Raw genomic sequence first — 25,854 nt, forward strand, 5'->3', positions numbered from 1 at the left:
ATTAAGACTCCGCTGACAAATACTGAAGTAGTTGACTGCCTAAACTCTCACAGGCGGTGTCCTGCACGGGAGCAATGATGGGAATGGGAACAACCACGGCGGGCATATAACTCTGCCCGCTTGTTTGGGCGCTCATACGACCGACTTCAGATCCGTCGCCGAAGTTCCATATCGTGGCTTCGTATTCAGACTCGGTGCCCCACGTTCCAAAGCCAAAACATCCAGCACCTGTCGGTCCTACACCGCAAGTCATCGAACCGCTACTGTTTGTGTCCTCGGTTCGTCCATCAATCCAAATCATGTACTGCAGGTCTAGCTCGCCCAGTTTGTCAGCAACGCTGGGCAGCGCCATTAAGCGGTCGACACTCTCGATACTCAGGGGTGCCGTACGGGGTTCGAACCAGGGATAAAGCGAGTCGATAAACTGACGCTCGGGAATCACGCTGATGCCGGTGTCGCCGCGACTAACATGTCCCCCAATACAATCAATGAAGTCTGGCTCGGTATCATAATCGGGTGCGTGTCGACGACCTAATATAACGATGGTGCCTTCGCCCATGCCGGCAACGGGCGCATCAAAGGTCATCTCGTCCACATTCGCCGTGACACAGCCACCCAACAACGAAGTGACTGCGATTAGGCACACACAAAAGCGCATCATTGGGCCTCCTGGGACTTTTGGACCCATGCTACGACGCCCGGTACGCGACCAAAACTGGTGATGAAGTTAGCGCCAGCATCTCTGAGAGCCATCACAGCGGCCTCATTTACCGCGTCTGTATCGCTTTGTAAGAAGGCGGTTGGTGTCTTGCCATAGGCTGTTAGTGGCCACTGGGTAAATGCCTGTGCGTTCTCTGTGACGATGACTTGATTTTCCTCGTCTTTGAGCTGGCCGGGTTCCACCAGTGAGAGTTGATAACGCATCCAGATCTCGTAAACCTTGACGTTGGTGTAGAGCGGGATGGCGTATTGGACATCGGTGACTTCAGGAATGAGAACGGCATCAACGTCATAGGTGTTGAGATCCTCATAGTTCTCTATGAAAACCACATTCTGGAAAAATGCGGGTAGGAGAGTTGACCAAAAGTTAACTTGTGCAAGGCCCGTACTCACCCGCCAGCTGGCCTCACCGCGGCCTGTAGCGTCGTCGACAAGCTCGTGCTCGCGAAATTCCTTGGTGAAGAGCACACCAACCGACACGGGAAGTGGGTCAACAACGGGTGTCGGAAAGCTACCCTCGACGATGACCTCTCGGCTGCTGCAAGCCGCCAAGCTCATGAGACAGAGTAGCGCTAAGGCGCTTTTGGCCCTACGGCCTAAAGTCGTTGAGTCCAACAAACGTTCCACCATTCCGATGAGTCAGTTCTCGCATGAGTGTAGCAAATCGAATACCCGTATCCTGCAATTCAGGTGGGCGTATGAACTGTACGGGGAACCCGACCGCATGGATGCGCACGCGACGCTCTCCCGTTCGTGCCTCCGCATTGAGCTTATCTACTGTTAAGACGACGTCTTCGATCGAGCGCCCTGTGAACTCATCGCCAAAGACATAAATCGAAATCTTTTTGTCCCGGTCATAAAACGAGCGCACTGCTTGAGTGATGCCCTCAACGGGTGAAGAGTTAGAAAAGGCATTCCAGTTGGCAAGATTACGCAAGATGAGCTGTCGCCTTGCTGGTGTGTCGGGAATCCACTGTCCCGCGTAACGACTAAATAAGTAATTACCCATGTCGTTCATGACCTGAATGCCCTTGACGTTAGGGTAAATATTGAGTGTTGCCTCCATCTCTCTCAGCATGCGATCCCAGGCGTAGGAGAACATGGAACCCGAGGTATCAATAATAAAAATGATGTATTCGCTGTCTACCGGGATACCCCCGATTAGTTGGTTCTTTCGCTCGGCGTCACGACCCAAGAGACGCTCTTCCTCTTCGCTTAGTTCTTGTCGAGCTATTGCTAATTGTGCTTCAACGATACTGTTCGCATTGCGCGTAGTCTGAAGTGAATCGTAGCGGGATTTTGACGAGGCGAGTGCGCCCTGCAAAATGGCAATCTGCTCTTCAAACTCCGAAATTTGTTCCTGCTTGGCCGCAAGATCTCGATTAAGCACGGTTGTTTCACCGCGGATTTCAAAGAGCTGCTCTGTGAGCTCAGCAACGCGGCCTTCCGCAATGACTGTTGATTCTTCAAGAACCTGTGGTTCAACGGTTTTGGTAATCATCAGTAGAAGAATCACGGCACCAAACCCGCAGCAAATAACGTCGAGGAAGGAAAGGGATATTTCAGGTGTCGGTCGTCTTTTAGGCATTATGGCCAATCCTCGGCAGGTGCCATGAAGCTACCGCCCGTTTCTTGCGCGAGCTTCCAAAATTCCGACGCGGCAGCCGGGTCGCCCTCCATGGGAGATAGCACGACATTTACCGGTACATTATTGGGTAACTTTCTGAGCGCATCGCGATAGTGTTTTAGACGCGCAGGCCCTGACACTGTGTTGCGCCTCGGTGCAGATTGGCCCTGTGTCGGCAGCCCGTCCGTAATGAGGAAGATGTTGTCAGGCTGGCTGTCGAGTTCCTGTAAGAAGCCAAAAGCGTTGTGCAGCGAGGTGCCACCCGTTGGTAGCGTCTCTCTCACAGAATCGACAACGCGTTCGATTTGCTCGCCGTCTGCGACCTCCAACCATCGACCTTTGGTCTCGGGAAGGGCGAACTGCGCTTGTGTGTTGAACAGTATGATTTGATAACGAGACCCTGTTGGGAGTTGCGCCGTTAGCCAATCGACCACGTCGAGTGCTTGTACCCATTTTCGCGCAGAACGCTGGATAGCCTCCGATTGATTTCGTATTCGGATCACGTTCACTACCTCGGGTGCGAGCATGCTCGCCGACACATCTAACAAAATAGCGATGCGATTACCGCCGAGTTTCAGTCCTGTCAGATATTGGCGATTGCCCTCGCCCTGAAACTCCCGAGCACTCGCACCCCCGTCAGCCTCCGCCGCTTCACGCAATTGCTGGATACGCTCCTCGAGCGAATTAATTTCGGCTTTCAGCGCGTCGAGGTCAGTGGTTTCGCTTACATCGGATTCTTCGAGCGAGGCTATTAATGCCTCCAGCCGATCTAGCTCTTCGGTCACGACTCGCGCACGACCTTGTGCTTCAACAATATCGAAATCGGTGCTGCTGACGGCATTTCGAAGCTTTACCAGGCCTTCCTCGCCCTCTCGAATATCCTCCTCGAGCAGATCTACTTCGGAGAGCACTTCGGCGTTTACCGATTGGATTTGAATCTCAATTGAGTGATCGATAATAAGAAACACCAGAACGACAGCACCAAATCCGCAGGACATGATGTCCAAAAAGCTCAGACTAAAGGTAGTGGTTTGTCGCTTCCGGCGCGCCATTGGTTAGCTTTCAACACGAATCAGTAGGGCCTCGAAACCATCGTCACGATAGAGGCGACAGCCCGCGTGCAGTTGCTCATGTGAGCTTTGGGTCGACAGCACGTTCACCCGGTTTCTAAACGCATCTGAAACGTAAACGCGATCAGGGCCGGCGATAAGACCGAAGGCCTGCGACTCAGGACTCTGATTTGTGATCGAGTACGCCTGCGAATTGATCAAAATATGGGTAGGGACTGTGGAGTGAAGCGTAGGCTCATCGCTCGCATCTGGCCGGTGCGTTGATTCCCTAAGTTCGGGGGACTCAGAGACATCCACCTCCTGTGAAGGAGCGTTAGTGCTGCTAATACGAGACAGCGGAGCATCAGTGCCCCGTGTACTGAGAATGTGATCTGATGCGTTTGTAAGGCTTTGTAGATCGGCAGCGTAGTCAAATCGAATGCCTGGGAGATTGGCCAACAGACCGTCAACGCTCAATACTCCCGGAGCGCTCTCAACGGCTTTCATTACTTGCGTACCTATGAACGTCAAACCACTGCGCGCGATCTTAAATTCGTAGCCATTAACCGAGAGCGCGGCTTCCTCAGCGTGTTTGAGGGTCTCGAATGCACCCGGAATGGCATTAAATAGATTTTGCTCAGCTTCTGCGCTGCGCCTTGGATCAAACCGCGTTTGTTCCACACACATATCCGCACAGTACTCGAGACATTGTTCTAAAAGATCCAGATAACCAAGCCCGGGCATGGACGTCGATTTCCCTACTGTGAGCTGACCCTGATCGAGGTTGACCTTGGTGACTATGAGTTGCCGCCATTGAAGATCCAAATGGACCCCGGCCTTTCCCGTAGCGTGCTGATGCAGCAGTGCACGATCTAAAATGGAAGCAGGCGTTTTGCCGAGCGCATTCATGATGCCAAGGAGCAGCTCTAGCTGGGCTTGACTCAGACTTGAGGGGGCGATCACTGAAAGATGGGTGATCTCACCCATTTCGCGCTCTGCTTCGTTAAAAATGAATTTGAGATGCTCATAGACAAGGTCAGCACTATGCCGGGCTCCCGCAAACTCAGAAGTAAGCGATACGGTTGATAGCTGCGACCAGAAGTCGGTTCGTGTTTCGAGTGGACGACGCTTTAACTCTTCGAGTACCCCGTGTCCAAACACGAGTCGTCCGTCGCTTGAGGCCAGTGCCGCACCGGGTGACGCGATGACAGTGCTACCCGACGTCAACGTAATTTGGGAGTCCGTAATATCGAGAAGGATATGGCTCATTTGGGTGCAGCCAAGTGTCGTATGAGTTGCTTGTCGGTGTAACGCTGCGTTCTTAGGACGAGGCGTTCTTGCGACAACTGCAGCTGGTGCAGCGCAAACATGATAATGATTGATAGGACCAGAGCGACGAACGTACTGTTGAAGGCGACACCTAGGCTGACTGTGACGCCCGAAATATCACCCTCTACGGCCTTGTAAGCCTGCCCTAGTGCGTCACCAATACCGCGAACTGTTCCAATAAATCCAATCGACGGGATCGCCCAGCTGATGTATCGCACCATCGACAATTCGGAATCCAGCTTATCCGCTTCAATGTCGCATTGCTCACGTACAGCCTCAGACACAGCGGGTATGCTTGCGGTGGTAGAGAAACGACTCAGTGCATTCAGTAAGGTCCTAGGTAGCAGGAGATCCTGTTCCGTTTCAGGCAGAGCCTCGATGGCTCGAGCGTAGTTACGCGCGTCCTGAGGCAAAAGCGTTGTGCCTTCGGTTACTTGTATAAGGTTTCGCTCAAGCATCGCGGCTTCTTGTCGGGTCGACCAGGCTTTGAGACTCATGATCGCAAGTGCCCAGATCATGAGAATGAAACACGCTTCTTGTTCGAAATCTCGAATGACGACGAACAGCGAGCGCTCTGGCACAAAGGCCTCACCCGAGGCTTGAAGCGCAGCTTGTGCGACGAGCTGCGCATCGGCCGAGGGCCTAATCAATCCCACGTAAAAAGCGTGCACGACGATCACCGCGGCCAATAAAGCCAGGACCTGAAAAGCAAATTCGGAAGGCAGTCTCGATTTATTCATGGCAGTTGTTCTCATATGTCGATCGGAAACGACACGGATCGATCTTCCGAGATTCGTTCGGTCGGACGATATCGGTCGGCAGCACTATTCGTTTCGCCAGAGCTCATCTCTGGCTCGGTGGCGTTGGAGTCCTGCGTGCTCGTGCTTTCAAGCGCTTGTGTCTGAACTTCATCTGATATTTCGTCATCAGTATCAGTTGTTGAGGCGGCGGCTGGGGTCTCGACGGGTGATTCCGATTCGGTCGCGGGCGAAGTCTCCTGCCCAATGGCGGCTGCGGCTGTCGCCAAGAAAATACTTAACATCACAATGTGTTTATTCGGCATATCTGGCCACCCTGAATCCGACATCATCTCTACCGCGCTCGCCATAATCTCTGTAGGTCAGCCTGAGCTCTCTCAATCGACTCAGACTCCAACTTGCGCCTCGAATTGTAAAATTATCGCCCTGATCATCTCCCAGCGGATTTTCTTCTACGGCCTCCCCCGGGACAGGAATTCGATAAACATCATTTACCCATTCCGATACATTTCCCCCAAGATCATATAAGCCTCTGGGATTAGCAGGAAATTTACCCACTTCGGAACTGACAATCGCACCATCAGAGTAACCATTGAGTATCCGACCTGTCACGATTGCCGAGGAGCCATCCGCCAAATTGGCACTGTTATTTTCAGGTGGCCAGGCATCTCCCCAGGCGAATCGCCAAATATCAGTATCGTGTATACGACTTGCATAGGCCCACTCGGCCTCGCTGGGAAGGCGATAACCGATACTTTTCTCGTCAAAGCCGACAATGATGCCGTCGCGCTCTTTGTAAAACGGGTCTAAGCCCTCGCGTGCGCTTAACCAATTGCAGAAACTGGCCGCTTGCTGCCATGACAGATCAACGGCGGGCTGATGCTCCCGATTTAAACTCTTACCGCCGGCTTGTCCTGAATTGTGATCCGCGGTGAACTGGCGAAACTGCGCATTGGTAACTTCCGTTGTGGCGAGATAAAAGGCACGTGTTAAGCGGATCGTGCGCTCTACTTCGTTGGCGCCGCGTCCAGCATCACGACGGGGCGCACCCATGGTGAATTCGTTGACGGCCTCGACTTGGGGGTCTATCAGCAGTAATGACTGGCCAAGCGAGGACAAGAGCTGAGGCTTAATAGCGGCTTTTCGTGCTTCCTCTTCGGTCAATAAATCGATTTTTAGACGCTGCGCGAGGCCTGCTCGTGGCGTTACCTTTCGTTCAACACTTGCGTATCCAGGCGCACTGACAGCAATCGTCTGCTCGATACTGGGCAGCGATAACGTCGTGCTGCCTGCGCCTCGGTCAGAACCGTTAACCGATACACGCGCTATCGACGGTGTTATTTGAAGTGAGACATCTCCCAACGTGGGGGTGAGTGTCAGGGCTCTGCGTTCGGTGGCGCCTTTCCCCAGGGAGGATCGAAATTCACTTGGTTGATACCCAGCACGTCGTAAGATAATCAGGTGATTAACATCAGGCGACATAGCAATATCGACAGGCGTGATGCCGATAAATTGACCATCGCGCGTTACAGAGGCTCCGCTGGGTGTTGAGGTCAAACTCAGAGTGCCCTCGGCCGCAACGAGCTCCACGGTGCCCAAGTCCAGATCTGTATTCGCTACCGCCTTGACCTCTATTATTTGGCTGACATAACCCGGTGCGCTGATTAACAGTTGCTGTTCACCCGCCATCACTTCGATGACACCGTTGTTCTTGATGATGGGCTGTTCGTCAATTTGAAACCTGGCCCGCTCTGGTATGGCGTCAACTGTCACGCGCGCCCAACCGGGCACCAAGTCTTGGCTGTATCGCTGCGTGATGCCCCGCCCTTCGAGGGTGATTACGCCCTCGAAATCGAGATGACGCTCGGCAGAGAGCTTAAATGCGACATCGCCAGCAGCCACACCTTCTAGGGTAAGTGGCGTGACACCGGCTACCTGCCCATCAATGACTACCGTTGCCCCGGCAGGTTGCGTCTCAATGATTAACGTACCCGGTAGGGGTATGAGGTTCACCACGCGGTTCTGAACGTCGGCTGAATCGACCTCCAACGTACCTTGAAACGGAGAGTAGCCGTCGGCTGTGATGGTTAGCGGGTAGGACCCGGGTCGGATTAACAGTCGATCGCCAAAGGGCAGGGCGAGTCCACCGACGTTGATATCAATTGGTGTAACCGTCTCAGACGTTACGGCGACAGATTTCGCGGTCAAAAGGAAAAAGAGTGCATAGGCCAACACCAGTGTACCTAGGGCGAGGACTACTAGGCGCGGTTGCATCTTGGCTGTCTTTTCCACGATAACCGCTTGTCGCGGCTCAAAGGTGGCTGCCGCGAGGCGTTCCTGCGGTGTTTGCTGCTCTGTCATCAGCGGCGAATTGCCTCCGTGCAACGGATATCGACTGTATTTTCGCGATTCATCCCGACGTTTAATGTTACCAATACATCACGATAGCCATTTCGACTTCCTAGCAATTGATACTGGCCGGGTCTTAAGGAGACAACGCGGGACGTGACGGTGCCGAGTCGTGCTACCCGCTTTAGGGTAATTTCGGTCTTGCCATCAGAAAGGATAGTGACGGGAAGAGGGGTACTCGCGTTCTGAACGATGTCTTGAGCCCTGGACCCTAGCGCTTGTAATTTAGGCATGTTGTCTGCCGTATTCAGCGCCGCGTTCGCCTCCCTGACCGTTGTTTGCGCATCGTCCAAAATGGTGGGGTCCACAAGCCTTGCCGGTTTTTCGATAATGGCGTCTAGTCGTAAGAAGAGGTCTGCCATCGGCTCTGTTCTCGCAAGTCCCTCCGAGGCTTGAACCAGGCTGGGATCAAGCGCTAAGGCATCTCGGTAGGTCTCAGATGCTGATGCCCAGCTTTCACTCGCCTCCTGCTTTGCCGCTGTGCTAATGAAGCGATTGAGCGAGCTCAGTATTTCGGCTTCTCTGGTTTGATCGAGCGCCACGCGCGGGGATTCATCAGCAGGCTTGAGCTTTGCGGCTCCTTTGAAGGCAGCTCGTGCCGTATCAAAATCGCTGACCTCGAGTGCTTCGAATCCGCGGGTCATAGCGGTGAGGAATTGCTGGTTGGTCAGTGCATTGCGATAGGCTTTGGCAATGGCCTGCAAGCGCTTATGGGGAGGGTCGAGTTCAATTGCTGCTTGGATTTTGCCGAGTGCCTCACCGAAGGCGCGGTCAGAATAGAGCGCGCTGGCTTGATCAATGAGCGCGACAACTTCGGGAATGCTTGGTACCCGCGCTGTGGCATCAATTACATCAAGGCTGTCGGGTGCCATCTGCAGCAGGATAATACCCAGCCTGTTTGCGCCCTCGGCCTGACCGGTCTCGATCATATTTAATAAAGTAGCCAGTCTCTCAGAGACTTCATCCGGTAACCGAGCCTCCAGCGCATCGAGCGCGGACTGTGCTCTTTGGTAGTTTATTTCCGCCTCAGCAAAATCTTGCTCTCGATATGACTGATCGCCGTTGATCGCAAAGTTGGTTGCTTCGTTGAACTCATTGTCTGCCCAGTCATTGACGGCCCGGGCTTCGAGGCGAGCTTGAGTCTCTAATAGTCCTTGCAGTGCTTCCTGTGCGGCTCGGCGGGACTTCGCCATTTGAGCCTCTGCGAAGGGGCTTCGTTCTTCTGTCTGGGTGGTGCTATCCAGCCCCGTTCCGTTGGGTACTTGTATTCCCTGTGAAGCGGGATCATTGGACGAAGCTAACGGCAGGGGGGCGGGCGTTTGTGGCGGCAATACAAAGACGACAAAACCGAGGAGAATGAGACCGATGACACCTGCTATCCATACACCACGCTGAGGCGATGCGGGCGCCTCGGTTTGCGTTGGCGAGGCGTTTGGCTTTGGGTCAAAGCTTGTGGCTCGCAACGCTTCGTCGCTGTCTTTAGACATACCGGTTATACCTATGGCTACGACGAGGGCTGGTCGAGAGACGATGGTAAGTCAGCGATTTCCGCCGCGTAAATGTCGCTTAGGATCTCTCGCCACTGACTGTACTGGTCCTCAATGCTACCCGATAGCTGCACTGTTCGATCCTCTAGCTCAATGACTTGCGGCGTTATCTCGGCTTCCAAGGATTGCCCCAGTTCTTCCAGGGCAAGTGAATGGATTTTGGCTTCAGCTCGGCGCTCGAGGCCACTCTTGACCAAACTGCCGCCTGCATAGATCCCCACTGCGCCGGCTGTTCTTGTCTCTCTATCGTCGGAGGTGGCTGCAGCTACACCAGCTAACAGCGATAGCCCACCGACAATCAGCTGCGTTCTTGCCTCTTGCTCAAGCTCGCGTAATGCGACTGTTTCGTCGTAGCTCAGACGTCGCCACTCATTGTAGGGCGCCTCCATGCTGCCTGAAAAATTGTCATAGTGGCCTTGGAGCGTATCGACGAATACGTGATTACGCTGCTGGATGGCACTAATGCGCGCCATCATGGGGTCACTCTCAGCCGGCAAGCGAATGGCCCGCGTGATGTTTGATTCATCTGTTTTCAAATAACCACTAAACGCCTTGGGCGCAAAACTCTGGGCGAACTTCAGGCGCGCTACATCTCGTATAGCGAGACGCTCCTCTCTGGAGAGCGCCTTGAAGGTCCGAATGAGGTCGTTGGCAATTTTGCGATACACACCCAGGAATGGGTCTCGCTTAACCCGCTGCGTTTGCTGGTAGGCATATCGACTCGTCGAGCCGGAGTAGGCTTTATCCAGCCAAAGGCCCCCGCGCGCATCGCGTGCTTGAATGTTGAGGACAAGTGACTCGCCATCTGACTGCTCAATGGTGCCCGCTATAACAATATCGCTTATATAATCTGCAGATGGTACTACGCGACTGGCGCCCCACACGCCCTGATCGTCAAGAACCAAAGCGAGCTCACGTGCCATGAAGGTTGCTTCAGCGCGCCGTATTTCGGGGTATATGCTGTCATTGATCTCGGTTTCTGAGATGCCTGGATCGAACACAGCCACGGCAATATCGAGGATTTCATCACTTGAAAGCTCGCTTTCGTAGGTCGCAAGTGTTGGAACAGACGTCGTCTTCACCGTCTGAGTAACACAGCCAGATAGGAGTCCGATAAGCGCGAACAGTGTGACCCAGCGATGCATCATTCTTTTGGTATCTCTATGCCTTTGTATTTTCGATACTCGTTCCAGAGTGCCTCTCTGACCTCGGGGTCAGCTTCACGCATGGCGGCCTCACGGAGCTGCCGTGCAACAATGTCGTCGTCATTACCAGAGGGGATGTCCTCGGGCGCTTCGAAGACTGCTGGGTTCTCGGGCGCGCCACCTGAGCGACCGCCAATTCCGCCCCCGACCGACCCATAACCACCGTCGTCAGATGCTTCATAAGGATTTCGACCACCCGATGCGCTCTCAGTTCCTGAGCCACCGGTGCTTTGCGACTGATTACCTTGTTCTCGACGGCTTGAGCGTTGCTGTCGTTGCTCTTCTCTTATGATGGCGTCAAAAACACCTGTACTGGCTTCTAGCTGGCGATCGAGAACAGCCACTCGTTCGGCCGTCGTCATTGGATCGCTACCCCAGTCGGGCTCTAGTCCACCCTGGGCACGCGTCCCAGTGCCTTCGGTTCCGGACGCCACCACGGTGCCTCCCGCTGCGGCAGACGGTGATCCGCCCGAGCTGCCGGTTTGACTGCCCTGTGGGCCACTGCCCTGTGACGATTGCCCACCTTGTCCGTCACTCGATTGTGAACCTGAACCTGAACCTGAGCCACTTGACCCATCTGCGGATTCACCCGGCTCGCCAGGGCTCGCTGAAGCGCTGCTATAGGTAGGTTGTTCATCCACTAAGCTTGGCAGCGATAGATCACCACCCGCGGCGTCACCAAAGCCGGGATCACCTCCCGAAGTACCTGGACTCGAACTGCTACTTCCCCCTGCGGTTTGCCCGGCCGATGATCCCCCGCCGGTGCCTGCACTTTGATCTCCTGAGGCACCACCGCTGGGTGCAGAGCTCCCCGGCATCCCACCGCCAGACGCTGCACCACCACTTGGCATACCTCCGCCTGAACTGTTGCCGCCTCCTGAGGAATTCCCAGAGGAGCTGCTTGAACTGCCGGCGGCACCACCCGAGGATCCACTGGAAGATGAGCTTGCGCCACCGCCACTCGTGCTGCTCGAGGAACTGCTACTCGAAGAGCGGCTGCCGGATGAGCCACTCGATCCTGAGCTGCTTGGCGAGGGCATTGAGGCCGATGGCATTGAAGGCGTCGACGGCGTAGTTGGCATACTGGCAGACGGACAGCCGGCAATGAGTGGTAAGGATACGACGGCCGCGGGAAACCATTTCAGAAACTGTCCATTCATGTTGAAACCTCTGTGGTCGAATCGTAGGGCGATGCCCAATGCTCTGGACCAAATACCCAAGTAATGGGTGCGCTCTCCACGGGTTCACCGGCCTCAAAGACGGGTCTAAATCGCAGTCGTCGCAGTCTTCTCAAGACCCGGTCGGGACTGCGCCTAGTATTCGTGACAGGCACCTGTACGCGCTCTAGGTTATCAACTTTACCGTTAGCGTTAACGGTAAAAGTCACAATAAGGTCGGCCTCGGTGGCGGGCTCTGTCTTTACCTTGAGCACTGGGCCGAATCCTTCAATTGCCGGTAATGGCACGGGTGTTTCTAATATACGGAACGTGGGGAAGGTTTGTGTCGCTGGATCGTCATCCGCTGTCTCAGGCGCGGTCTTTGCTATTTGATCGGGCGCCTCATCGGTTGCGAGGTTCATCTCTTCAGCCGCTCTGACCGTTGAATCCGTATTTTTGTCAGTGTGTGTGCGAGTGGGTTCAGCATAAGCGACCTCATCGAGGGTCTCCCCCTGAGTTACGGTAGAGGCTGACAAGGTGCCGTCTATGGCATTAGTTGTGTCGACTGAGGTGCTCTCGTCATTCGAGGCGAGGTCTGCCGCACGCTCGGTTTGAGACGTTTTCTCTTCTGGATCCGTGTCTTCTGGGTCAATATTTTCTGGGTCAGTGTTTTCTGGATCAGTGTTCTCTACCGTGGGCCCGCCATCAGCGGCATCAGTAGCAGCCAAGGCGTTTTTTACAGCTTCGGCATCTGCAAGCTCAGCATTTGCTTCAGGTCCTCGATTTAACACCTCTCCATTGGCCAGTTTGATGGCGTCGCCGTAGAACTCGAGTGCAAACGTGCGATTGCCGGTCCACCAAGCCCAATCACCCATGCGAACAAGGTCTTCAGCCTGAGCTTCCCGGCTGACCTTCAATCGATCGCGATTGAGCTGTTGCATGGCTATTAATAGTGAAATGCCTCGTTTGAAGGAGCTTTTAGATTGGCTGGCCGAGGTGCGCTCGCGCCGCATTTTGCCCGGCATAGCGGCGCCCACGCCTTGGTGGCCGGCAAGGAGATATTGCGCTCGCACCATACCGTGGAGTGCCGGTAGCAACTCCTCGGAGTTTTCGCCATAGGTGGCAACCGATTCATTGAGTGCTCTGCGATAGAAATTCCACGCTTTCCCCATTCTTGCTTGGATCGCTTCTTCCTCATCCATATCTTCTAAGAGCGCATATTGATGCCACTCGGCCTGCCGGAGTAGTGCTTCGATTTTCTCAGGGCCGGAGGGCAGCACCTGCTTTTCGATGCGTGACATATACGCGTGACGCTCGTCAGCCAATGCCAACTCATCTAGGGCGCGGTAACTCTGAATTTCAGCCCTTACGTAGGGTAGCTGGCTGGCAGCATTTAATCCGTCGCTGATACGACTGAGGTGGGTTGCCTGCTTTAGCACCGGAATCGCTTCTTCGTGGCGGCCTTGAGCTTGTAGGTCAATGGCGGTGTTCCAAAGCGACTCTTGCTGCCTCGGATCGTAAGCGCCGTACACTGCCTTATTGGCCCATGCAGGCGTCGCACAGACGCCTGCGAGAGCAGTTGTTATGACGAGACTTATCGAAAGCGTTTTCACGATTCAGTCCTCTTTGTGTGCAACCCAGTATAGAGATAGTTTTATCTAAATCTCTACGTCTTGTATTAGGGCATGTACACTTCGTGCGCATCCACCGTCTGGGCGAGAGCTGGACAGTCGATGAGCAAAGTGAGGAGGAAGGAAGTCCCATGGGTAAGTTTGTAGACGACACATCGCTCGAAGAAATCGGTAATCATCGATGGAAAGCTTGCTTGCAAAAAGGCTGGAGAATAGGGCGTGTGCCGAATGGTGGTTATGTACTGGCTATTGTTGGGCGTGCGATTTCTCAGTCCTTGTCTGGTGCAGATCCACTATCGATTAATGCGTTTTATTTAGAGCCTACTACTTTGGGCGAGGCAGAAATTCACGTCGAAATTTTGAGACTGGGCAAAGGCACTCAATTTGCCACAGCACGGATGTACCAAGAGGGTAGTCTTAAGGTGATCGCGAACGCGGCGTATACCGACCTCGATAAGTTGAAGGGCCCAACCAATACTGTCATGACCATGCCAGATGTACCGTCCTTTGATGCTGTCGACGTGCCTGCGCATAACGTTCTAGAAATACACAGCACGATTGATACGCGGATCGTCAAAGGGCGGGAGTTTTTTGACAGCCAGGAGCCGACAGGCACCGGAGAGTTTATTGCCTATATGCAGCACGTCGATGGCGCACCGATTGGCGTAATCGATTTGCTGATGTTTGGCGACATGATACCGCCGCCCTCATTTACCTTAGTTCCCAACGTAGGGTGGGTGCCAACGGTGGAGATGACGATTCAGTTAAGGGGCGCGCCGGCGCCGGGGCCTATTTTATGTCATGCGCGCTCGCACACCCTGATCCGTGGTGTGACGGAGCAGGACTCTGAAATTTGGGATTCAAATGGCGACCTTGTTGCTGTGGGTCGCCAAACCATGAAGGTGCGATCGATAAGCTGACCTACCAGGTCGCGACATGACCACCAGGTCGTCTGGGGTCGGCGTAACCATAAAACCACCCATCTTCGATTTGCACCGAATTTACGCGCCCGATCGTGCTATTCGAGCGTAAAATCTTGTGTTTACTCTTTTCGAGGATGCGAATTGTATCCTCCGAAATGCCGGGCTCTACCATCGCCATATCCGGCATCCATTGGTGATGTATGCGCGGGGAAGATGTAGCCATGCCGAGTGTCATATCAAATGCCATGAGGTTTAGCAGCGTTTGAGTGACCGCCGTGATGATGCGGGAGCCTCCAGGGCTGCCAGTGGCTACCCATGGTTTACCTTCTTTAAAAACCAAAGTGGGTGTCATTGACGATAGGGGGCGACTGCCAGCTGAAACGGCATTTGCCTCGCCTTGCACAAGGCCATAACCGTTTGGAAATCCGGGCTTAGCTGCAAAGTCATCCATCTCATTATTAAGCAGCATGCCTGTGCCGGGGACCACAATACCCGAGCCAAAACTAAAGTTGATGGTGTAGGTATTAGTGACGACATTACCGAACTGATCGACAACGGAGAAATGGGTCGTTTCAGTACTTTCATAATCGTCAACGTCGCCAGGCTTGATGATTTCTGAAGGGGTCGCCTCGTCGTCCTTAATGAGCTCCCGACGTTTTTCCAGATACGGCTCACTCGTGAGCGTAGCAATGGGAATAGTCGTTCGGTCTGGATCGCCGAGGTATTCACTGCGATCCGCATAAGCCAACTTCATCGATTCGATCAGCAAATGCAGGTAGGCCGCGCTGTTATGGCCCATGTCCTCGATGGGGTAGGGCTCCAAAAGCTTCAAAATCTGAGAGACATGCACGCCGCCAGATGAAGGGGGTGGCGCACTGACAATGTCATACCCTCTAAACGAAGCGCGAACGGGTTTTCGCTCGATCGCACGGTAGCTTGCGAGATCGTCGGCGTTCATAACACCGCCTCCTCGCTGCATTTCTGCTGCAATAAGCGCAGCCGTTTTACCTTTGTAAAACCCGTCGAAGCCTTTATCTCTCACACGCTTGAGCGTGGCGGCAAGATCAGGCTGCTTGAACAACGTGCCCATTGCCGGAGCTGTCCCCGTCCCTCCGAGATAAACGCGGTTTGCCTCTTCGTTACGGCCGAGGCGCTTTGCCGCTGAGCGCAAATTCAGGTGGAGCGCTGCAGGCACCGCAAAGCCGTTCTCTGCAAGATCGATGGCGGGCTGCATTACTGTTTTTAGATCCAGCGTGCCGTACTGCTCAAGTGCATGAATGAGTCCCGCAACGGTCCCTGGAATGCCAGCGGCACTCACACTGTTGTATGCCTTGCGCTTATTGACCGTTCCGTCTTCATTTAGAAACATATCTCGAGAGGCGGCGGCCGGCGCCATTTCGCGATAATCGATGAATACTTGCTCGTTAGCGTCAGCGAGGTGGACGAGCATAAATCCGCCGCCTGCGATGTTGCCGGCACGCGGCAGCGTTACAGCAAGCGCAAAGCTGGTCGCAACGGCCGCATCAATCGCATTGCCGCCTTTTTTTAACATAGCCAAACCGGCTTCTGAGGCTAATTTCTCAGGGCCTGACACCATGCCCCGCGACGCGATTGCAGGTATGAATCGCGTTCCGTAGTCGATCAACGGACCCCCTTGACTCTCGCTCTGCGCCAAGCTCCTCATGGGGCTTGTGATAATCAGGAAGGCGAGAAATAAACGAGTTAGACGCATCAATACGTGCTCCAAAAAATACGAGAGAGGAAATTAACACAGGTTGCTCCTCTTATTGACCACCCTCTGAGAAGTGAGCGTGCAATATCGTAAACGCGACTTGCTCCGCAATACCTTTGCAATATCGATTACCATTGCCACTTCAGGAGGGTATATGGAACTCAAAGACTTTCGCAGACAGTATACGAAGGGTGGGCTGCGGCGCGGTGCGTTACCAGAGCAGCCAATGGCCTTGTTCGAGCAGTGGCAGGCAGATGCGACGGCGGCAGGGCTCGCCGATCCAACCGGCTGCGTTGTGGCGACTGTGCACCCTGGTGGCATGGTGCGCCAACGCTTTGTGCTTCTAAAAGGGGTCGATGAGCGAGGGTTCGTCTTCTATACCAATTATAAAAGCGACAAGGCCGTTGCGCTCTCTCACTGTGACGAGGCCTCGATGCTATTTCCCTGGAATGAGCTTGATCGTCAAGTCAGTATTTCGGGTGTTGTGCGGAAAGTGTCTGAAGAGGAATCCGATCAATACTTCGCGGCGCGACCGCGCGCCAGTCAACTCGCCGCATGGACATCACAGCAAAGCCAGCCGATTGAGAGCCGTGATGCCTTAGAACAACAGTTTCACGCCACCGTTGCTCGCTTTGAGGGCGATCACGTTGCGCGACCCCCGCACTGGGGTGGATTTCGCTTAGAGCCTACTCGGATTGAATTTTGGCAGGGCGGTAGCGACAGGCTTCACGATCGTTTTGTTTACGTTTCAGAGCCGTCTGAACAGGGCTCAGATCAATGGCGACTATCGCGCCTACAACCCTAATTTGAATCTGAACTCGTCGTACCCTGCGAAAGATTCACGCACTCCGATAAACAAATCGCTTGATGTAGTGAGGAATCGGAGGGAGCTCCAAGAGCTGCCGTCTCATAAGATCAAGGCCAATCGCAGCAACGAGGATCTGAAATCGCTCGCGAGAACCGGGGATTTGCAACCGGATAGCATCGTTATTGTCCTTTGTACCCCAGGCGAGCCACACCGTGCCCACGGGCTTGTCCTCGCTACCACCACCCGGGCCGGCAACGCCTGAAACGGCAATACCGATATCTGCGTTTGCTTTTGTTAATGCGCCGAGCAACATAGCGCGAACAACCCCTTCACTGACCGCGCCGTGGCTATTGATTGTGTCCTCAGAGACATGGAGTACCTGCTGCTTAGCCGTGTTGGCATAGGTGACAAAGCCGGCTCCAAATACCTGCGACGATCCCGCTTCTTTTGTAATCAGCGAGGCAATCAGGCCACCCGTGCATGACTCTGCCGTGGTCAACGTCATTCGCTTTTCAACCAATACACGCTGCAGCGCCATGGCGAGCTGATCGCTGTCCTCTCCAATAACATGATCGCCAATGAGCTCAAGGAGTAGCTGCTCAGCCTGGTCGCGCTTTTCAAGAAGCGCTTCATCATCAACTTGCAGTTTTAGTTCAAGTTGCGGCAAGCCTGATCGAAACCCTAGGACGACCCCTTCCGGCCAATCTTGATTTCGTTCGTTGACCAATTCTTGAATGGTGGATTCGCCAATGCCAAATGTTTGAAGCCGGCGTATATAAGTGGTGCCCGAGCCCACGCGCTGAGCAACGCGTTGACCGATTTCAGGCAGCATGGCTGTTAGCTCCACCGGCACGCCAGGCGTGGTGATGACTAAGCTCTCGCCTATTTCGACTGCAAAACCGACAGCGCTGCCAATAGGGTTGTCAACGATGTCCGCGGACTCAGGTAAAAGCGCTTGTTTAAGATTGCTCGCGTTGAGTTCTAGGCCGCGTTTTTCACACCATTCTTCAAGGTGTTTGATCGCCTTTGGGTGGTCAGTCAGTCGCTCCCCTAAGACGTCGGCTACAACGTCTGCTGTCAGATCGTCCTCGGTTGGGCCGAGACCACCGTTGATGATGACAACGCCCGCATCCTGACACAGCGCTCTTAGGCTTTCTCTGAGCAACTCTTGATCGTCACCTACGGTAATCTTTTTACTGATCGCGATTTGCCGCTCTCCCAGTGCGATGGCAATCCGCGAGGAATTACTGTCCACGGTATCACCGCTCATCAGTTCATTGCCGGTAAGAAGAAGCGCGACTTTTTTATGCTGTGACATGTTTATCCTTCGAGATAGCGAAACACTGAGAAGCGGCCTTTTAGGCCTCAATGACTCGTTGATCAGAAGTCGGCGTTTCCTGGCGTTCTTGGAAATGGAATGACGTCTCTGACGTTTTCCATGCCGGTGATATAAGCCACTAGCCGCTCAAAGCCAAGACCAAACCCCGCATGCGGCACCGTCCCGTAGCGGCGTAAATCGCGATACCACCAGAGCGTCTCTTTGAGCCCCTCGTCCATTCGGGCGTCCAATACATCGAGCCGCTCTTCGCGCTGGCTACCCCCAATAATCTCACCAATGCCCGGCGCAAGGACGTCCATGGCGGCCACAGTTTTTTCGTCATCGTTTAGGCGCATGTAAAATGCTTTTATATCGCGCGGATAATCGGTTACTACCACGGGTGACTTGAAATGCTCCTCGGCTAGGAAACGTTCGTGCTCGGAGGCCATGTCGATTCCCCATTCGACAGGGTATTCAAACTTTTTGCCTGACTTCAGCAAAATGTCGATCGCATCGGTATAAGTGACACGAACAAAGGGATTTTCAACAATATTTCCCAAACGCTCGAGCACTGTCTTATCGATGCGCTGTTGAAAAAACCCGAGATCCGTTTCGCAGTCGTTCAGTACCCGCGCGGATACCGACTTCAATAATCTTTCTGCAAGTGCGGCATTGTCAGCTAGGTCAGCAAAGGCCACTTCCGGCTCTACCATCCAGAACTCAGCTAAGTGTCGCGACGTATTGGAGTTCTCTGCGCGAAATGTCGGACCGAAGGTATAAACCTTGTTCATTGAGAGACAGTAAGACTCAACGGCAAGCTGGCCTGATACCGTGAGGTAGGCGTCACCACCGAAAAAATCCTGTCCTGTATCGACTTGCCCCTCGTCATTGCGGGGAAGATTGTTGAGATCTAAAGTGCTGACACGAAATAATTCGCCGGCGCCTTCGCAATCGCTTGCCGTAATAATGGGGGTGTTGACCCAGTAAAAATCTTCGCCGTGGAAAAAATCGTGGATAGCGTTTGCTACGGTGTGACGCACCCGAGTGACGGCACCAAAGGTGTTTGTTCGCGTTCGCAGGTGTGCTTGGGTACGAAGGTACTCAAACGTGTGGCGTTTCTTCGCAATAGGATACGACTCTGGGTCGTCGACATCGCCGATTAAGACAACGCTTGAGGCTTGAATTTCAACGGCTTGCCCGCCGCCTTGTGACGCAACTAATTGACCCGTAACGCAGACCGCACATCCGGTGGATAGCTTCAGCACCTCTGATTCGTAGTTATCTAAATCCTTGGGTGCGACACACTGCAAACTGTCAAAGTGGCTACCGTCGTTTACGGCTAAAAATGAAATGCCGGCCTTTGAATCACGTTTGGAGCGTAGCCAACCGTTGACGGTGATTTCTGTGCCAATAAGCGAGCCGTCTGTCAGTAGTTGTTTTACGGGATGAAGCTTGGCCATGATGGAATGATCCTGCGAACGAGATGGTTTGAAAGGCGTGTTAGCCCTCGGGTTTAGGTTTTTTGTGTGTCATCAGTGGCACCGGAGTCCGATGCAGTGACTGAGCTTGATGCCAAAATCGAAAAAGCCGCTTGCGTGCCACGAGGCTTTTCTGTCGGCTGGTACTCGACCCTAATCTGTTGCCCCAGCACAAAACGTGCGTTTTTACTTTTGAGCGACATCTCCCATTTATCAAAACTGAACTTATCGTTGTGGCTACGCAAATCGATGACGCCTTCTAAGCCATTTTTGTCGAGCCGGACGGTGAAGCCGGAGGTGTTGATGTGAACGACAGACGCGTCGAACTGATTTTCTCCCCCTGCTGCAAGCTTGTTCAGGAAGTTACACGTAAGCCAGTTTTGAGCTGTATTGACCGCCTGGCGATTTTTTGCGCTGGCTTGGTTAATCGCATCAAAGACTGTCGCTTGAGCGGGTGTTACGGACGTATCTCCAAGCATCGCTTTGAGCTGAAGATGCACGCAGTAGTCGAGCGCCTTTCGCAGAGGCGAGGTGCCGTTTGTGTAGAGGGGAACCGCCATTCCCATATGCGGAGCCGCTTTAACACTGAAGCTGGCTCGAGCCATCAGTCTGTTAATCATCGCTCTTAGCGGACGTTCATCTGTGGCGGCGTTTAGCGCATTGATCAGTGCGCGGAAGCCCTCGATGGTAGAAAAATCTGTCTCTGCCATCTCCGGCAGAAAGCGGTTTAAGAACTCTTTTGCCTCATCACTTTTGTCGCGGCGAATGCCGGCATGCGTTACGAAAGGTCCGGGCTTATCCGAGGCTCTCAGTTCACTGGCAATCGCTTTGTTGGCGGCGACCATGCACTCCTCGACGAGGATTTGTGAGGTGCGTTTTGCGACAGGCTCAATGCTCCCGATCTGCTTGGTCTCATCGAGTATCCATCGATAGTCGGTTCTGTGCTCAATCACTAATTCGTTCTGCTCGCGCCAAGACCTCAGGGCCTGAAAGCACGCGTGTAAGGTGGCGATCTCTGCTGACATGTCGTGGTCAGTGTTGCCCTCAATAATGCCATCGACCTCTTGGTAACTCAGCTTAGCTTTAGAGCACACAGTGCCAAGCGCGAGCGAGGCATTTGAGGTCTCACCCGTTGCGGCAATTGTCAGCTGACAAACAATGGCAGGGCGGTTTTCGGCGGGTGCAAGCGCGGCCGGTTTTGAAACCGAGTCAGGCAACATGGGAATAGCAGTGCCATGGAAGTAGTGCGACGTGCCCCGTTCCGCGATAACTTTTGTCATCGAGCTGGAGTGACCGATCAAAGCACTCGGATCTGCAATCGCCACACTGAGTTTCCAGCCATCTTCGATCGACTCGGCGCAGATTGCATCATCTATGTCAGTAGTCGATGCAGCGTCAATGCTCACTAGCGGCAGAGCGGTGAAGTCTGTTCGCGCTGCGGCTGTGTCAGGCATCGTTTTTAATGCCTGGTCCAACGATTGAACGGACGTTTTTGGCAGGTATCGAGCGATGCCCGCGCGCAATGCGCAGTACTCGTTCTCGATTCCTGGTGTATGCATGTTACCTAGGTTCTGAAGTACTTTTACCGCAGGTTTGCCATCGCCAAACGGGTGCCGTTGCAACTGACATTGAACGAGGTCGCCCTGTTTAGCGCCAGATCGCGCGTTGGGAGGAATAAACAGCCATCGAGTGAAGTTGGCTAATTCCGGTACATCGGGCGCGATAAAAAAAGCCTTTCCTTTTTGAACAACTTCGCCAACAAAGCAATCAACGCTCGTGCTCAGTAGTTTTTCCAACTCCCCGGCTGTCTGGGATTTGGCCTTCTTGTCGTTTGACGCTACCGGCTTTATGACAATGGAGACACGATCGCCAGGAAGCACTCGCTGCATCTCGTCGGGTGCAAGAAAGATCTCGCGGTTGTCATCAAGAACAACAAAACCAAATCGGTGACGCGTGGCCTTGACGATTCCCTCGGCGTATTCCTTGTCGGCTTCGATTTGATCTTTGAGGCCCTGAAGCTGTGAGAGGGCGTTTTTATCTAGCATTTTATGGGCGAGTCTCTTGCGTCATGCTTGCGGCGGTCTTGTTTTCGCACTCACATTAGAGCGTGAAGTGAGTGCACACGGGTTAGGTGCCTGTATCTTCGTTCTGACTTAAAAGCGGTGATTTCACAATGTCAGCACGGTGTTTTTTTACCCGCTTAGTTGAGTTCATCTTCCACAGTTAAATCCTAGCTGACAGACGGCGATTTTTCACGTTTTTATGCCGAACAAAAAATTCATCAAACGCCGATTGACATGCGATACGCGGGTGGTTTTACTGAAGGGGCCCGAAATGGAGAGAGTAGGACGACTTATTGGTAATGACGCCGAGACCTAATGCCTTGACGCTTCGTTCCATCCGCCGACGCTGTGATGTCTTTACGGCGCTCAACTTTCCGTTACCCCTAAAGAAACACTATAACCATTTTGTGGTCCGCTGTTGGGGACATTCTTTGGACGTGCCCCACGTGTTTCTGATCCGTTTTTTAACTCAGCGCCTGGAGATTCTATGCAGCAATCCGTAACCCTGCCGAATGACTTATCTAAGCTCGCGCCTGCCGGCATTAAGACGTATGTGTTGGATACCAACGTCTTACTTCATGACCCGACAGCGATAACGGCGTTTGCGGAACATCGCGTTGTGATCCCTATGACGGTGCTTGAAGAGCTAGACCACATCAAAGACCGTCGCGATAAGTCGGTTAGCAGAGAGGCTCGGATCGCTATTCAGATGATCGACAAGGTTGTGGGTTCTGCCGCACCGCAAGCGATCCAAGCGGGTGTCGATATTCCGGGATCTACGCTATCGGGTGATTTGGGGCGCCTTGCTATTTTCCCCGATCAGTTACTCGATGCGAGTGACAACGTTCCGTTTTTGGACAGCACTCAAGATCAGGCGAATGACAATCGCATTATCAATGTTGCTTTGAAATACCAAAGCGAACATCCGGGCGAGTTTGTCTGTCTTGTAACGAAAGATATCAATATGCGAATTAAGGCCAAGGGATCGGGCCTCGAGCATGTTGAGGACTATCGGCATGACCGAGTACTCGATGATATCGACCTCTTGGCCACAGGGTATAAAAAGAGTGCGGGTGATTTTTGGGATGGCATTCTCGAAGTGGATACTGTCCGAGAGGGGAGTATCACCTTACATCGTATTCCGCGCGTGGAATTACCGGAGGCCTACCCCAACCAATTTCTCTACGACGACAACGGTTTTATCTCCTTCGTTGATCACGTTGACGCTGATTATGTCTACGTGGCCGTCGATAGCCGTGACAATCTTATGAACCAGCGTTTCTGGGGGCTGGCCCCTCGGAATTTAGAGCAGGCAATGGCTATGCGCCTCTTGGATAATGACGATCTCGATATGACGGTACTGACTGGGCCGGCTGGCTCTGGAAAGACCTTATTGGCGCTCGCTTATGGTCTGCACGCTATTCTCGAGCAGAAAAAATTCAGCAAACTAATTGTCGCCAGATCGACGCCGCCAATGGCTGAGGAGATTGGTTTTTTGCCGGGTACCGAAGAAGAGAAGATGGCGCCATGGCTGGCAGCGTTTGACGACAACCTCGAAATTTTACACGGGGCCGACGAATGTGCCTTTGGCAGCATCGATTACGTTAAGGAACGTGCGAATATTCAATTCAAGTCACTGAACTTCATGCGGGGCCGTTCATTTAATGGCGCCTACATCATTATCGATGAGTCTCAGGGTCTGACGCAGTTTCAACTAAAGTCCATCATTAGCCGCGTGGGTGCCGATTCGAAAATCGTTGTCTTGGGCAATCTCGCCCAAATCGACAACAAATATATATCGCCACTCACGTCCGGGCTGACTTACTTAGTTGAGCGAGCGAAGCCCTATCCGCACGCGGGTATCATGCACATCAATGGCATTGTGAGATCAAGACTCGCGGCATTTGCTGAGGAGAACTTGTGACTTTAAGGGGCTGACGCCTCCCGTCTTTTTTGGGGGGCATCCCGAGTCCGTGCGAGCGGCCCGGCACCTCGGCGGCTCGTCCCCGTTAACGGTGCTAACTTATGTTTTGCGCTCGCTATTTTTGCTCAGTCAAAAAGCAGAAACTCAACTCGCGCTTCAACGGCCCAAGCCCCCTTTCGGCGAGCATAAGGCTCGTCGACACGATAGTTAAACGTGGGTTCGAGTTCGAAGAATAAAAACTTGCGCAGCGCCTGTGCTCTAAACCGAAGGCCGAGTTGATAGTTATTCACGTGGCTGTAAGGTTTAGTTTGGCCTTGCACCTCAAAATACAAAAACGAGGCGCGCTCAAACCCCTCCGTGTCAGTCCACTGCCGTACCCGGCCAAAATTCGTCGACCATTCCATTCCCTCTGCGTCACGCCCATACAAAATACGATTTTGTGTTCGCAACAAAGAGGTATCCGATAAGACATAGTCGGCATCCAACTTCGTCGTTGCATACGCTCCGTCATCAAGGTCGTATTGCGCCCGCTGTGAAAATCGGAGTGCTGTATTGGCGTTTAAAGCCGTGTGATAGCGGTATTTAAATCCTGGCTTGGGCCCCGAACTTGAAAGACCAACGGTGAGGTCGGTACGGTGCTTGCCGCTGGCACTCTCATCCAGATTAACCTGAATACCTACCTGACTCTGTGAGGGGTCGTTTTGATCACCACGAATCAGCTCGTCGGGGTCGTCACCTCTAAACACCAGGTCGACGCGATTGGCGAGACGCGGCAGGTCTATTTTACCGCCAACGGTGACGCGATTCTGATTGGGAAGTCGTGCGTCCCATTGGTTGCTGAGCTTCACCCTGAGGCGCGACTCTGCCATTTCCGCGTCACCCTCAATATCACCAAAGAAGCTGTCGACCCAGCGAGTAAGCGCCATGGTTTGATCGGTCGCGAAGCGGTGGCCTGAATCGACCCACCCAGACCCTTTTGGTGCGACGCTGTCTTCCTTTAATACGTCGGTTTGAGGCGCCTTCTCTTGCACAGCAGCGGGATCCGCAAGTGCGGTTGCGGATGAGGCTGCGCAGGTGCCTGCGAGCAACAAGTGCGCAAAGAGCGCTCGAAGAAAAACACCCTGGGTCGTCATTATCTTAGTCTATGCGAAAAAATGAGTTCAGTGCGATTTCGTATCGATGTCTTTTACAATATTAACGAAACTGTCATATCGCTCTTTAGAAATAGAGCCAGCCTCCAATGCGGCCAGAACGGCGCAGCCCTGCTCAACCAGATGTCGACAATCTCGGTATTTGCAATGGTCAATGTAGGGGTGAAACTCTTTGAATCCCGGCGCAACATCCTCAGGGGCCACATGTTGCAGCCCAAACTCGCGAATGCCCGGAGAGTCGATAATAAGCCCCCCCTCGGGTCGCAAAAAGACCTCGGTTGTTGTCGTTGTGTGCTTGCCCTTGAGAACGCTTTCCGAAAGGGCGCCAACACGCAGTTCTTGGTCAGGGATGAGGCGGTTGATCATAGAGGATTTTCCAACGCCGCTTTGACCAACAAAGACCGCTGTTTGATCGCCCAGTAAATCGTTTAGGGCGCTGGTCGACTGGTCGTCTGGCCCTGTCTCGATAACAGTATGCCCAATCGTTTCGTAGCGTTTCAAAAGCGCTCGACTTTCCTTATTTGTTGCAACGAGATCAGACTTATTGAGTGCAATAACTGTGTCGATACCGGCGAGATACGCAGCCACTAAATAGCGATCGATTAAGTTACCAAAGGGCTCGGGCTCTGGTGCTATCACAATAACGATTAGGTCAACATTTGCCGCGACCGCTTTAAGCTGTCCTCGAACATCGGGACGTTTTATTTCAGATTGACGCTCGAGCTGGGTTGAGACAACGCCTCCCTGCTCGTTTTTCTGCCAAAGCACCCGATCTCCCGCCACGAGGTGCGAGAGGTTTGGCCGAAGGTGGCACCGATGCACGTCATTATTTTCATCCATGACAATGGCTGCTTTGCTAAACCGGGCGATGATGATTCCGTTTGAATCTTCACCCTCTCCGGACAACGAGCTTTCCCTGCGTTTAGCCGCATTTTGTTCGATTTGCCGTCGCTGTCTGTCCGTAAGTCGCCGATTTCCCATTCGATCAGTGTACCCTGTCCCTGACGCGTGATTTGAAATTTTTG

22 protein-coding genes are annotated in these 25,854 nt (G+C 53.3%); 4 read left to right on the top strand and 18 right to left on the bottom strand.

Annotated features, from left to right (window positions below):
• Nucleotide 1: 1 nt before the first annotated feature.
• The 11 genes from E0F26_RS04220 to E0F26_RS04270 are packed head-to-tail and all read right to left on the bottom strand — an operon-like array spanning nt 2 to nt 11,495.
• The gene (locus tag E0F26_RS04220) at nt 2-658 is read right to left on the bottom strand and encodes a hypothetical protein (protein ID WP_420887702.1); all 657 of its coding nucleotides are present in this window, start codon (nt 656-658) and stop codon (nt 2-4) included.
• Nucleotides 658-1,335: a hypothetical protein gene (locus E0F26_RS04225; RefSeq protein WP_279242803.1), complete on the bottom strand. Its 678-nt coding sequence runs from the start codon at nt 1,333-1,335 to the stop codon at nt 658-660. The genes E0F26_RS04220 and E0F26_RS04225 overlap by 1 nt, the downstream gene beginning before the upstream one ends.
• Nucleotides 1,310-2,308, bottom strand: coding sequence for a vWA domain-containing protein (locus E0F26_RS04230; protein WP_279242804.1), 999 nt, complete (start codon nt 2,306-2,308; stop codon nt 1,310-1,312). Before E0F26_RS04230 ends, E0F26_RS04225 begins: the two co-directional genes overlap by 26 nt.
• Complete coding sequence (locus tag E0F26_RS04235; protein WP_279242805.1) at nt 2,308-3,399, bottom strand: VWA domain-containing protein; 1,092 nt, start codon at nt 3,397-3,399, stop codon at nt 2,308-2,310. Before E0F26_RS04235 ends, E0F26_RS04230 begins: the two co-directional genes overlap by 1 nt.
• A 3-nt stretch (nt 3,400-3,402) precedes the next feature.
• Nucleotides 3,403-4,665: a hypothetical protein gene (locus E0F26_RS04240; protein ID WP_279242806.1), complete on the bottom strand. Its 1,263-nt coding sequence runs from the start codon at nt 4,663-4,665 to the stop codon at nt 3,403-3,405.
• Nucleotides 4,662-5,465 carry a MotA/TolQ/ExbB proton channel family protein gene (locus E0F26_RS04245; RefSeq protein WP_279242807.1) on the bottom strand — a complete coding sequence of 268 codons (804 nt, stop codon included), beginning with the start codon at nt 5,463-5,465 and terminating at the stop codon, nt 4,662-4,664. Before E0F26_RS04245 ends, E0F26_RS04240 begins: the two co-directional genes overlap by 4 nt.
• 11 nt (nt 5,466-5,476) lie before the next feature.
• A complete protein-coding gene (locus tag E0F26_RS04250; RefSeq protein ID WP_279242808.1) occupies nt 5,477-5,788 on the bottom strand; it encodes a hypothetical protein in 312 nt (103 codons plus the stop codon).
• Nucleotides 5,778-7,844, bottom strand: coding sequence for a PEGA domain-containing protein (locus tag E0F26_RS04255; RefSeq protein ID WP_279242809.1), 2,067 nt, complete (start codon nt 7,842-7,844; stop codon nt 5,778-5,780). Before E0F26_RS04255 ends, E0F26_RS04250 begins: the two co-directional genes overlap by 11 nt.
• The gene (locus E0F26_RS04260) at nt 7,844-9,379 is read right to left on the bottom strand and encodes a tetratricopeptide repeat protein (RefSeq protein WP_279242810.1); all 1,536 of its coding nucleotides are present in this window, start codon (nt 9,377-9,379) and stop codon (nt 7,844-7,846) included. The genes E0F26_RS04255 and E0F26_RS04260 overlap by 1 nt, the downstream gene beginning before the upstream one ends.
• A gap of 17 nt (nt 9,380-9,396) precedes the next feature.
• Nucleotides 9,397-10,587, bottom strand: coding sequence for a hypothetical protein (locus tag E0F26_RS04265; protein ID WP_279242811.1), 1,191 nt, complete (start codon nt 10,585-10,587; stop codon nt 9,397-9,399).
• On the bottom strand, nt 10,584-11,495 hold the full coding sequence (locus tag E0F26_RS04270; protein ID WP_279242812.1) for a hypothetical protein: 912 nt from the start codon (nt 11,493-11,495) through the stop codon (nt 10,584-10,586). The genes E0F26_RS04265 and E0F26_RS04270 overlap by 4 nt, the downstream gene beginning before the upstream one ends.
• 16 nt (nt 11,496-11,511) lie before the next feature.
• On the opposite strand from E0F26_RS04270, the gene E0F26_RS04275 reads away from it, so the two are divergent.
• On the top strand, nt 11,512-11,868 hold the full coding sequence (locus tag E0F26_RS04275) for a hypothetical protein (RefSeq protein WP_279242813.1): 357 nt from the start codon (nt 11,512-11,514) through the stop codon (nt 11,866-11,868).
• Here the strand turns inward: E0F26_RS04275 and E0F26_RS04280 are convergent.
• The gene (locus tag E0F26_RS04280) at nt 11,801-13,414 is read right to left on the bottom strand and encodes a hypothetical protein (RefSeq protein ID WP_279242814.1); all 1,614 of its coding nucleotides are present in this window, start codon (nt 13,412-13,414) and stop codon (nt 11,801-11,803) included. The genes E0F26_RS04275 and E0F26_RS04280 overlap by 68 nt on opposite strands.
• Nucleotides 13,415-13,563: 149 nt before the next feature.
• Here E0F26_RS04280 and E0F26_RS04285 point away from each other — a divergent pair, with 149 nt between their 5' ends.
• Nucleotides 13,564-14,352, top strand: a complete 789-nt coding sequence (locus E0F26_RS04285) for a thioesterase family protein (RefSeq protein WP_279242815.1) — start codon at nt 13,564-13,566, stop codon at nt 14,350-14,352.
• A gap of 1 nt (nt 14,353) precedes the next feature.
• Here the strand turns inward: E0F26_RS04285 and ggt are convergent, their stop codons facing one another.
• Nucleotides 14,354-16,087, bottom strand: a complete 1,734-nt coding sequence (gene ggt, locus E0F26_RS04290) for a gamma-glutamyltransferase (protein ID WP_279242816.1) — start codon at nt 16,085-16,087, stop codon at nt 14,354-14,356.
• A 79-nt stretch (nt 16,088-16,166) separates the two neighbouring features.
• Here ggt and pdxH point away from each other — a divergent pair, with 79 nt between their 5' ends.
• Entirely contained in the window at nt 16,167-16,892 is a 726-nt protein-coding gene (gene pdxH, locus E0F26_RS04295; RefSeq protein ID WP_320416195.1) for a pyridoxamine 5'-phosphate oxidase, read from the top strand.
• 34 nt (nt 16,893-16,926) lie between these two features.
• Here the strand turns inward: pdxH and E0F26_RS04300 are convergent, their stop codons facing one another.
• From E0F26_RS04300 to E0F26_RS04310, 3 genes are all read right to left on the bottom strand, one after another.
• Entirely contained in the window at nt 16,927-18,213 is a 1,287-nt protein-coding gene (locus E0F26_RS04300; protein WP_279242817.1) for a CinA family nicotinamide mononucleotide deamidase-related protein, read from the bottom strand.
• 62 nt (nt 18,214-18,275) lie between these two features.
• Entirely contained in the window at nt 18,276-19,673 is a 1,398-nt protein-coding gene (gene asnS / locus E0F26_RS04305) for an asparagine--tRNA ligase (RefSeq protein ID WP_279242818.1), read from the bottom strand.
• 53 nt (nt 19,674-19,726) lie between these two features.
• Complete coding sequence (locus E0F26_RS04310) at nt 19,727-21,736, bottom strand: VacB/RNase II family 3'-5' exoribonuclease (RefSeq protein ID WP_279242819.1); 2,010 nt, start codon at nt 21,734-21,736, stop codon at nt 19,727-19,729.
• 505 nt (nt 21,737-22,241) lie between these two features.
• Here E0F26_RS04310 and E0F26_RS04315 point away from each other — a divergent pair.
• Complete coding sequence (locus E0F26_RS04315; RefSeq protein WP_279242820.1) at nt 22,242-23,678, top strand: PhoH family protein; 1,437 nt, start codon at nt 22,242-22,244, stop codon at nt 23,676-23,678.
• A 125-nt stretch (nt 23,679-23,803) separates the two neighbouring features.
• Here E0F26_RS04315 and E0F26_RS04320 read toward each other — a convergent pair whose 3' ends face one another.
• Together E0F26_RS04320 and rsgA are read right to left on the bottom strand one after the other, a co-directional pair.
• Nucleotides 23,804-24,811, bottom strand: coding sequence for a hypothetical protein (locus E0F26_RS04320; RefSeq protein ID WP_279242821.1), 1,008 nt, complete (start codon nt 24,809-24,811; stop codon nt 23,804-23,806).
• A 27-nt stretch (nt 24,812-24,838) separates the two neighbouring features.
• Nucleotides 24,839-25,810 carry a ribosome small subunit-dependent GTPase A gene (gene rsgA / locus E0F26_RS04325; RefSeq protein WP_279242822.1) on the bottom strand — a complete coding sequence of 324 codons (972 nt, stop codon included), beginning with the start codon at nt 25,808-25,810 and terminating at the stop codon, nt 24,839-24,841.
• Nucleotides 25,811-25,854: the final 44 nt, after the last annotated feature.

This window comes from Candidatus Paraluminiphilus aquimaris (assembly GCF_026230195.1).
Taxonomy (GTDB): Bacteria; Pseudomonadota; Gammaproteobacteria; order Pseudomonadales; family Halieaceae; genus Luminiphilus; species Luminiphilus aquimaris.

What these genes read in the sequence shown, in the direction of transcription:
- E0F26_RS04255 (WP_279242809.1), bottom strand. Translation starts at nt 7,844, where the DNA reads ATGACAGAGCAGCAAACACCGCAGGAACGCCTCGCGGCAGCCACCTTT.
- E0F26_RS04265 (WP_279242811.1), bottom strand. Translation starts at nt 10,587, where the DNA reads ATGATGCATCGCTGGGTCACACTGTTCGCGCTTATCGGACTCCTATCT.
- E0F26_RS04230 (WP_279242804.1), bottom strand. Translation starts at nt 2,308, where the DNA reads ATGCCTAAAAGACGACCGACACCTGAAATATCCCTTTCCTTCCTCGAC.
- E0F26_RS04220 (WP_420887702.1), bottom strand. Translation starts at nt 658, where the DNA reads ATGCGCTTTTGTGTGTGCCTAATCGCAGTCACTTCGTTGTTGGGTGGC.
- E0F26_RS04270 (WP_279242812.1), bottom strand. Translation starts at nt 11,495, where the DNA reads ATGCCAAGTGGTGGTGCAGCGTCTGGCGGTGGGATGCCGGGGAGCTCT.
- ggt (WP_279242816.1), bottom strand. Translation starts at nt 16,087, where the DNA reads ATGCGTCTAACTCGTTTATTTCTCGCCTTCCTGATTATCACAAGCCCC.
- E0F26_RS04300 (WP_279242817.1), bottom strand. Translation starts at nt 18,213, where the DNA reads ATGTCACAGCATAAAAAAGTCGCGCTTCTTCTTACCGGCAATGAACTG.
- E0F26_RS04310 (WP_279242819.1), bottom strand. Translation starts at nt 21,736, where the DNA reads ATGCTAGATAAAAACGCCCTCTCACAGCTTCAGGGCCTCAAAGATCAA.
- E0F26_RS04240 (WP_279242806.1), bottom strand. Translation starts at nt 4,665, where the DNA reads ATGAGCCATATCCTTCTCGATATTACGGACTCCCAAATTACGTTGACG.
- E0F26_RS04245 (WP_279242807.1), bottom strand. Translation starts at nt 5,465, where the DNA reads ATGAATAAATCGAGACTGCCTTCCGAATTTGCTTTTCAGGTCCTGGCT.
- asnS (WP_279242818.1), bottom strand. Translation starts at nt 19,673, where the DNA reads ATGGCCAAGCTTCATCCCGTAAAACAACTACTGACAGACGGCTCGCTT.
- E0F26_RS04285 (WP_279242815.1), top strand. Translation starts at nt 13,564, where the DNA reads ATGGGTAAGTTTGTAGACGACACATCGCTCGAAGAAATCGGTAATCAT.
- E0F26_RS04250 (WP_279242808.1), bottom strand. Translation starts at nt 5,788, where the DNA reads ATGCCGAATAAACACATTGTGATGTTAAGTATTTTCTTGGCGACAGCC.
- E0F26_RS04315 (WP_279242820.1), top strand. Translation starts at nt 22,242, where the DNA reads ATGCAGCAATCCGTAACCCTGCCGAATGACTTATCTAAGCTCGCGCCT.
- E0F26_RS04320 (WP_279242821.1), bottom strand. Translation starts at nt 24,811, where the DNA reads ATGACGACCCAGGGTGTTTTTCTTCGAGCGCTCTTTGCGCACTTGTTG.
- E0F26_RS04260 (WP_279242810.1), bottom strand. Translation starts at nt 9,379, where the DNA reads ATGTCTAAAGACAGCGACGAAGCGTTGCGAGCCACAAGCTTTGACCCA.
- E0F26_RS04235 (WP_279242805.1), bottom strand. Translation starts at nt 3,399, where the DNA reads ATGGCGCGCCGGAAGCGACAAACCACTACCTTTAGTCTGAGCTTTTTG.
- rsgA (WP_279242822.1), bottom strand. Translation starts at nt 25,810, where the DNA reads ATGGGAAATCGGCGACTTACGGACAGACAGCGACGGCAAATCGAACAA.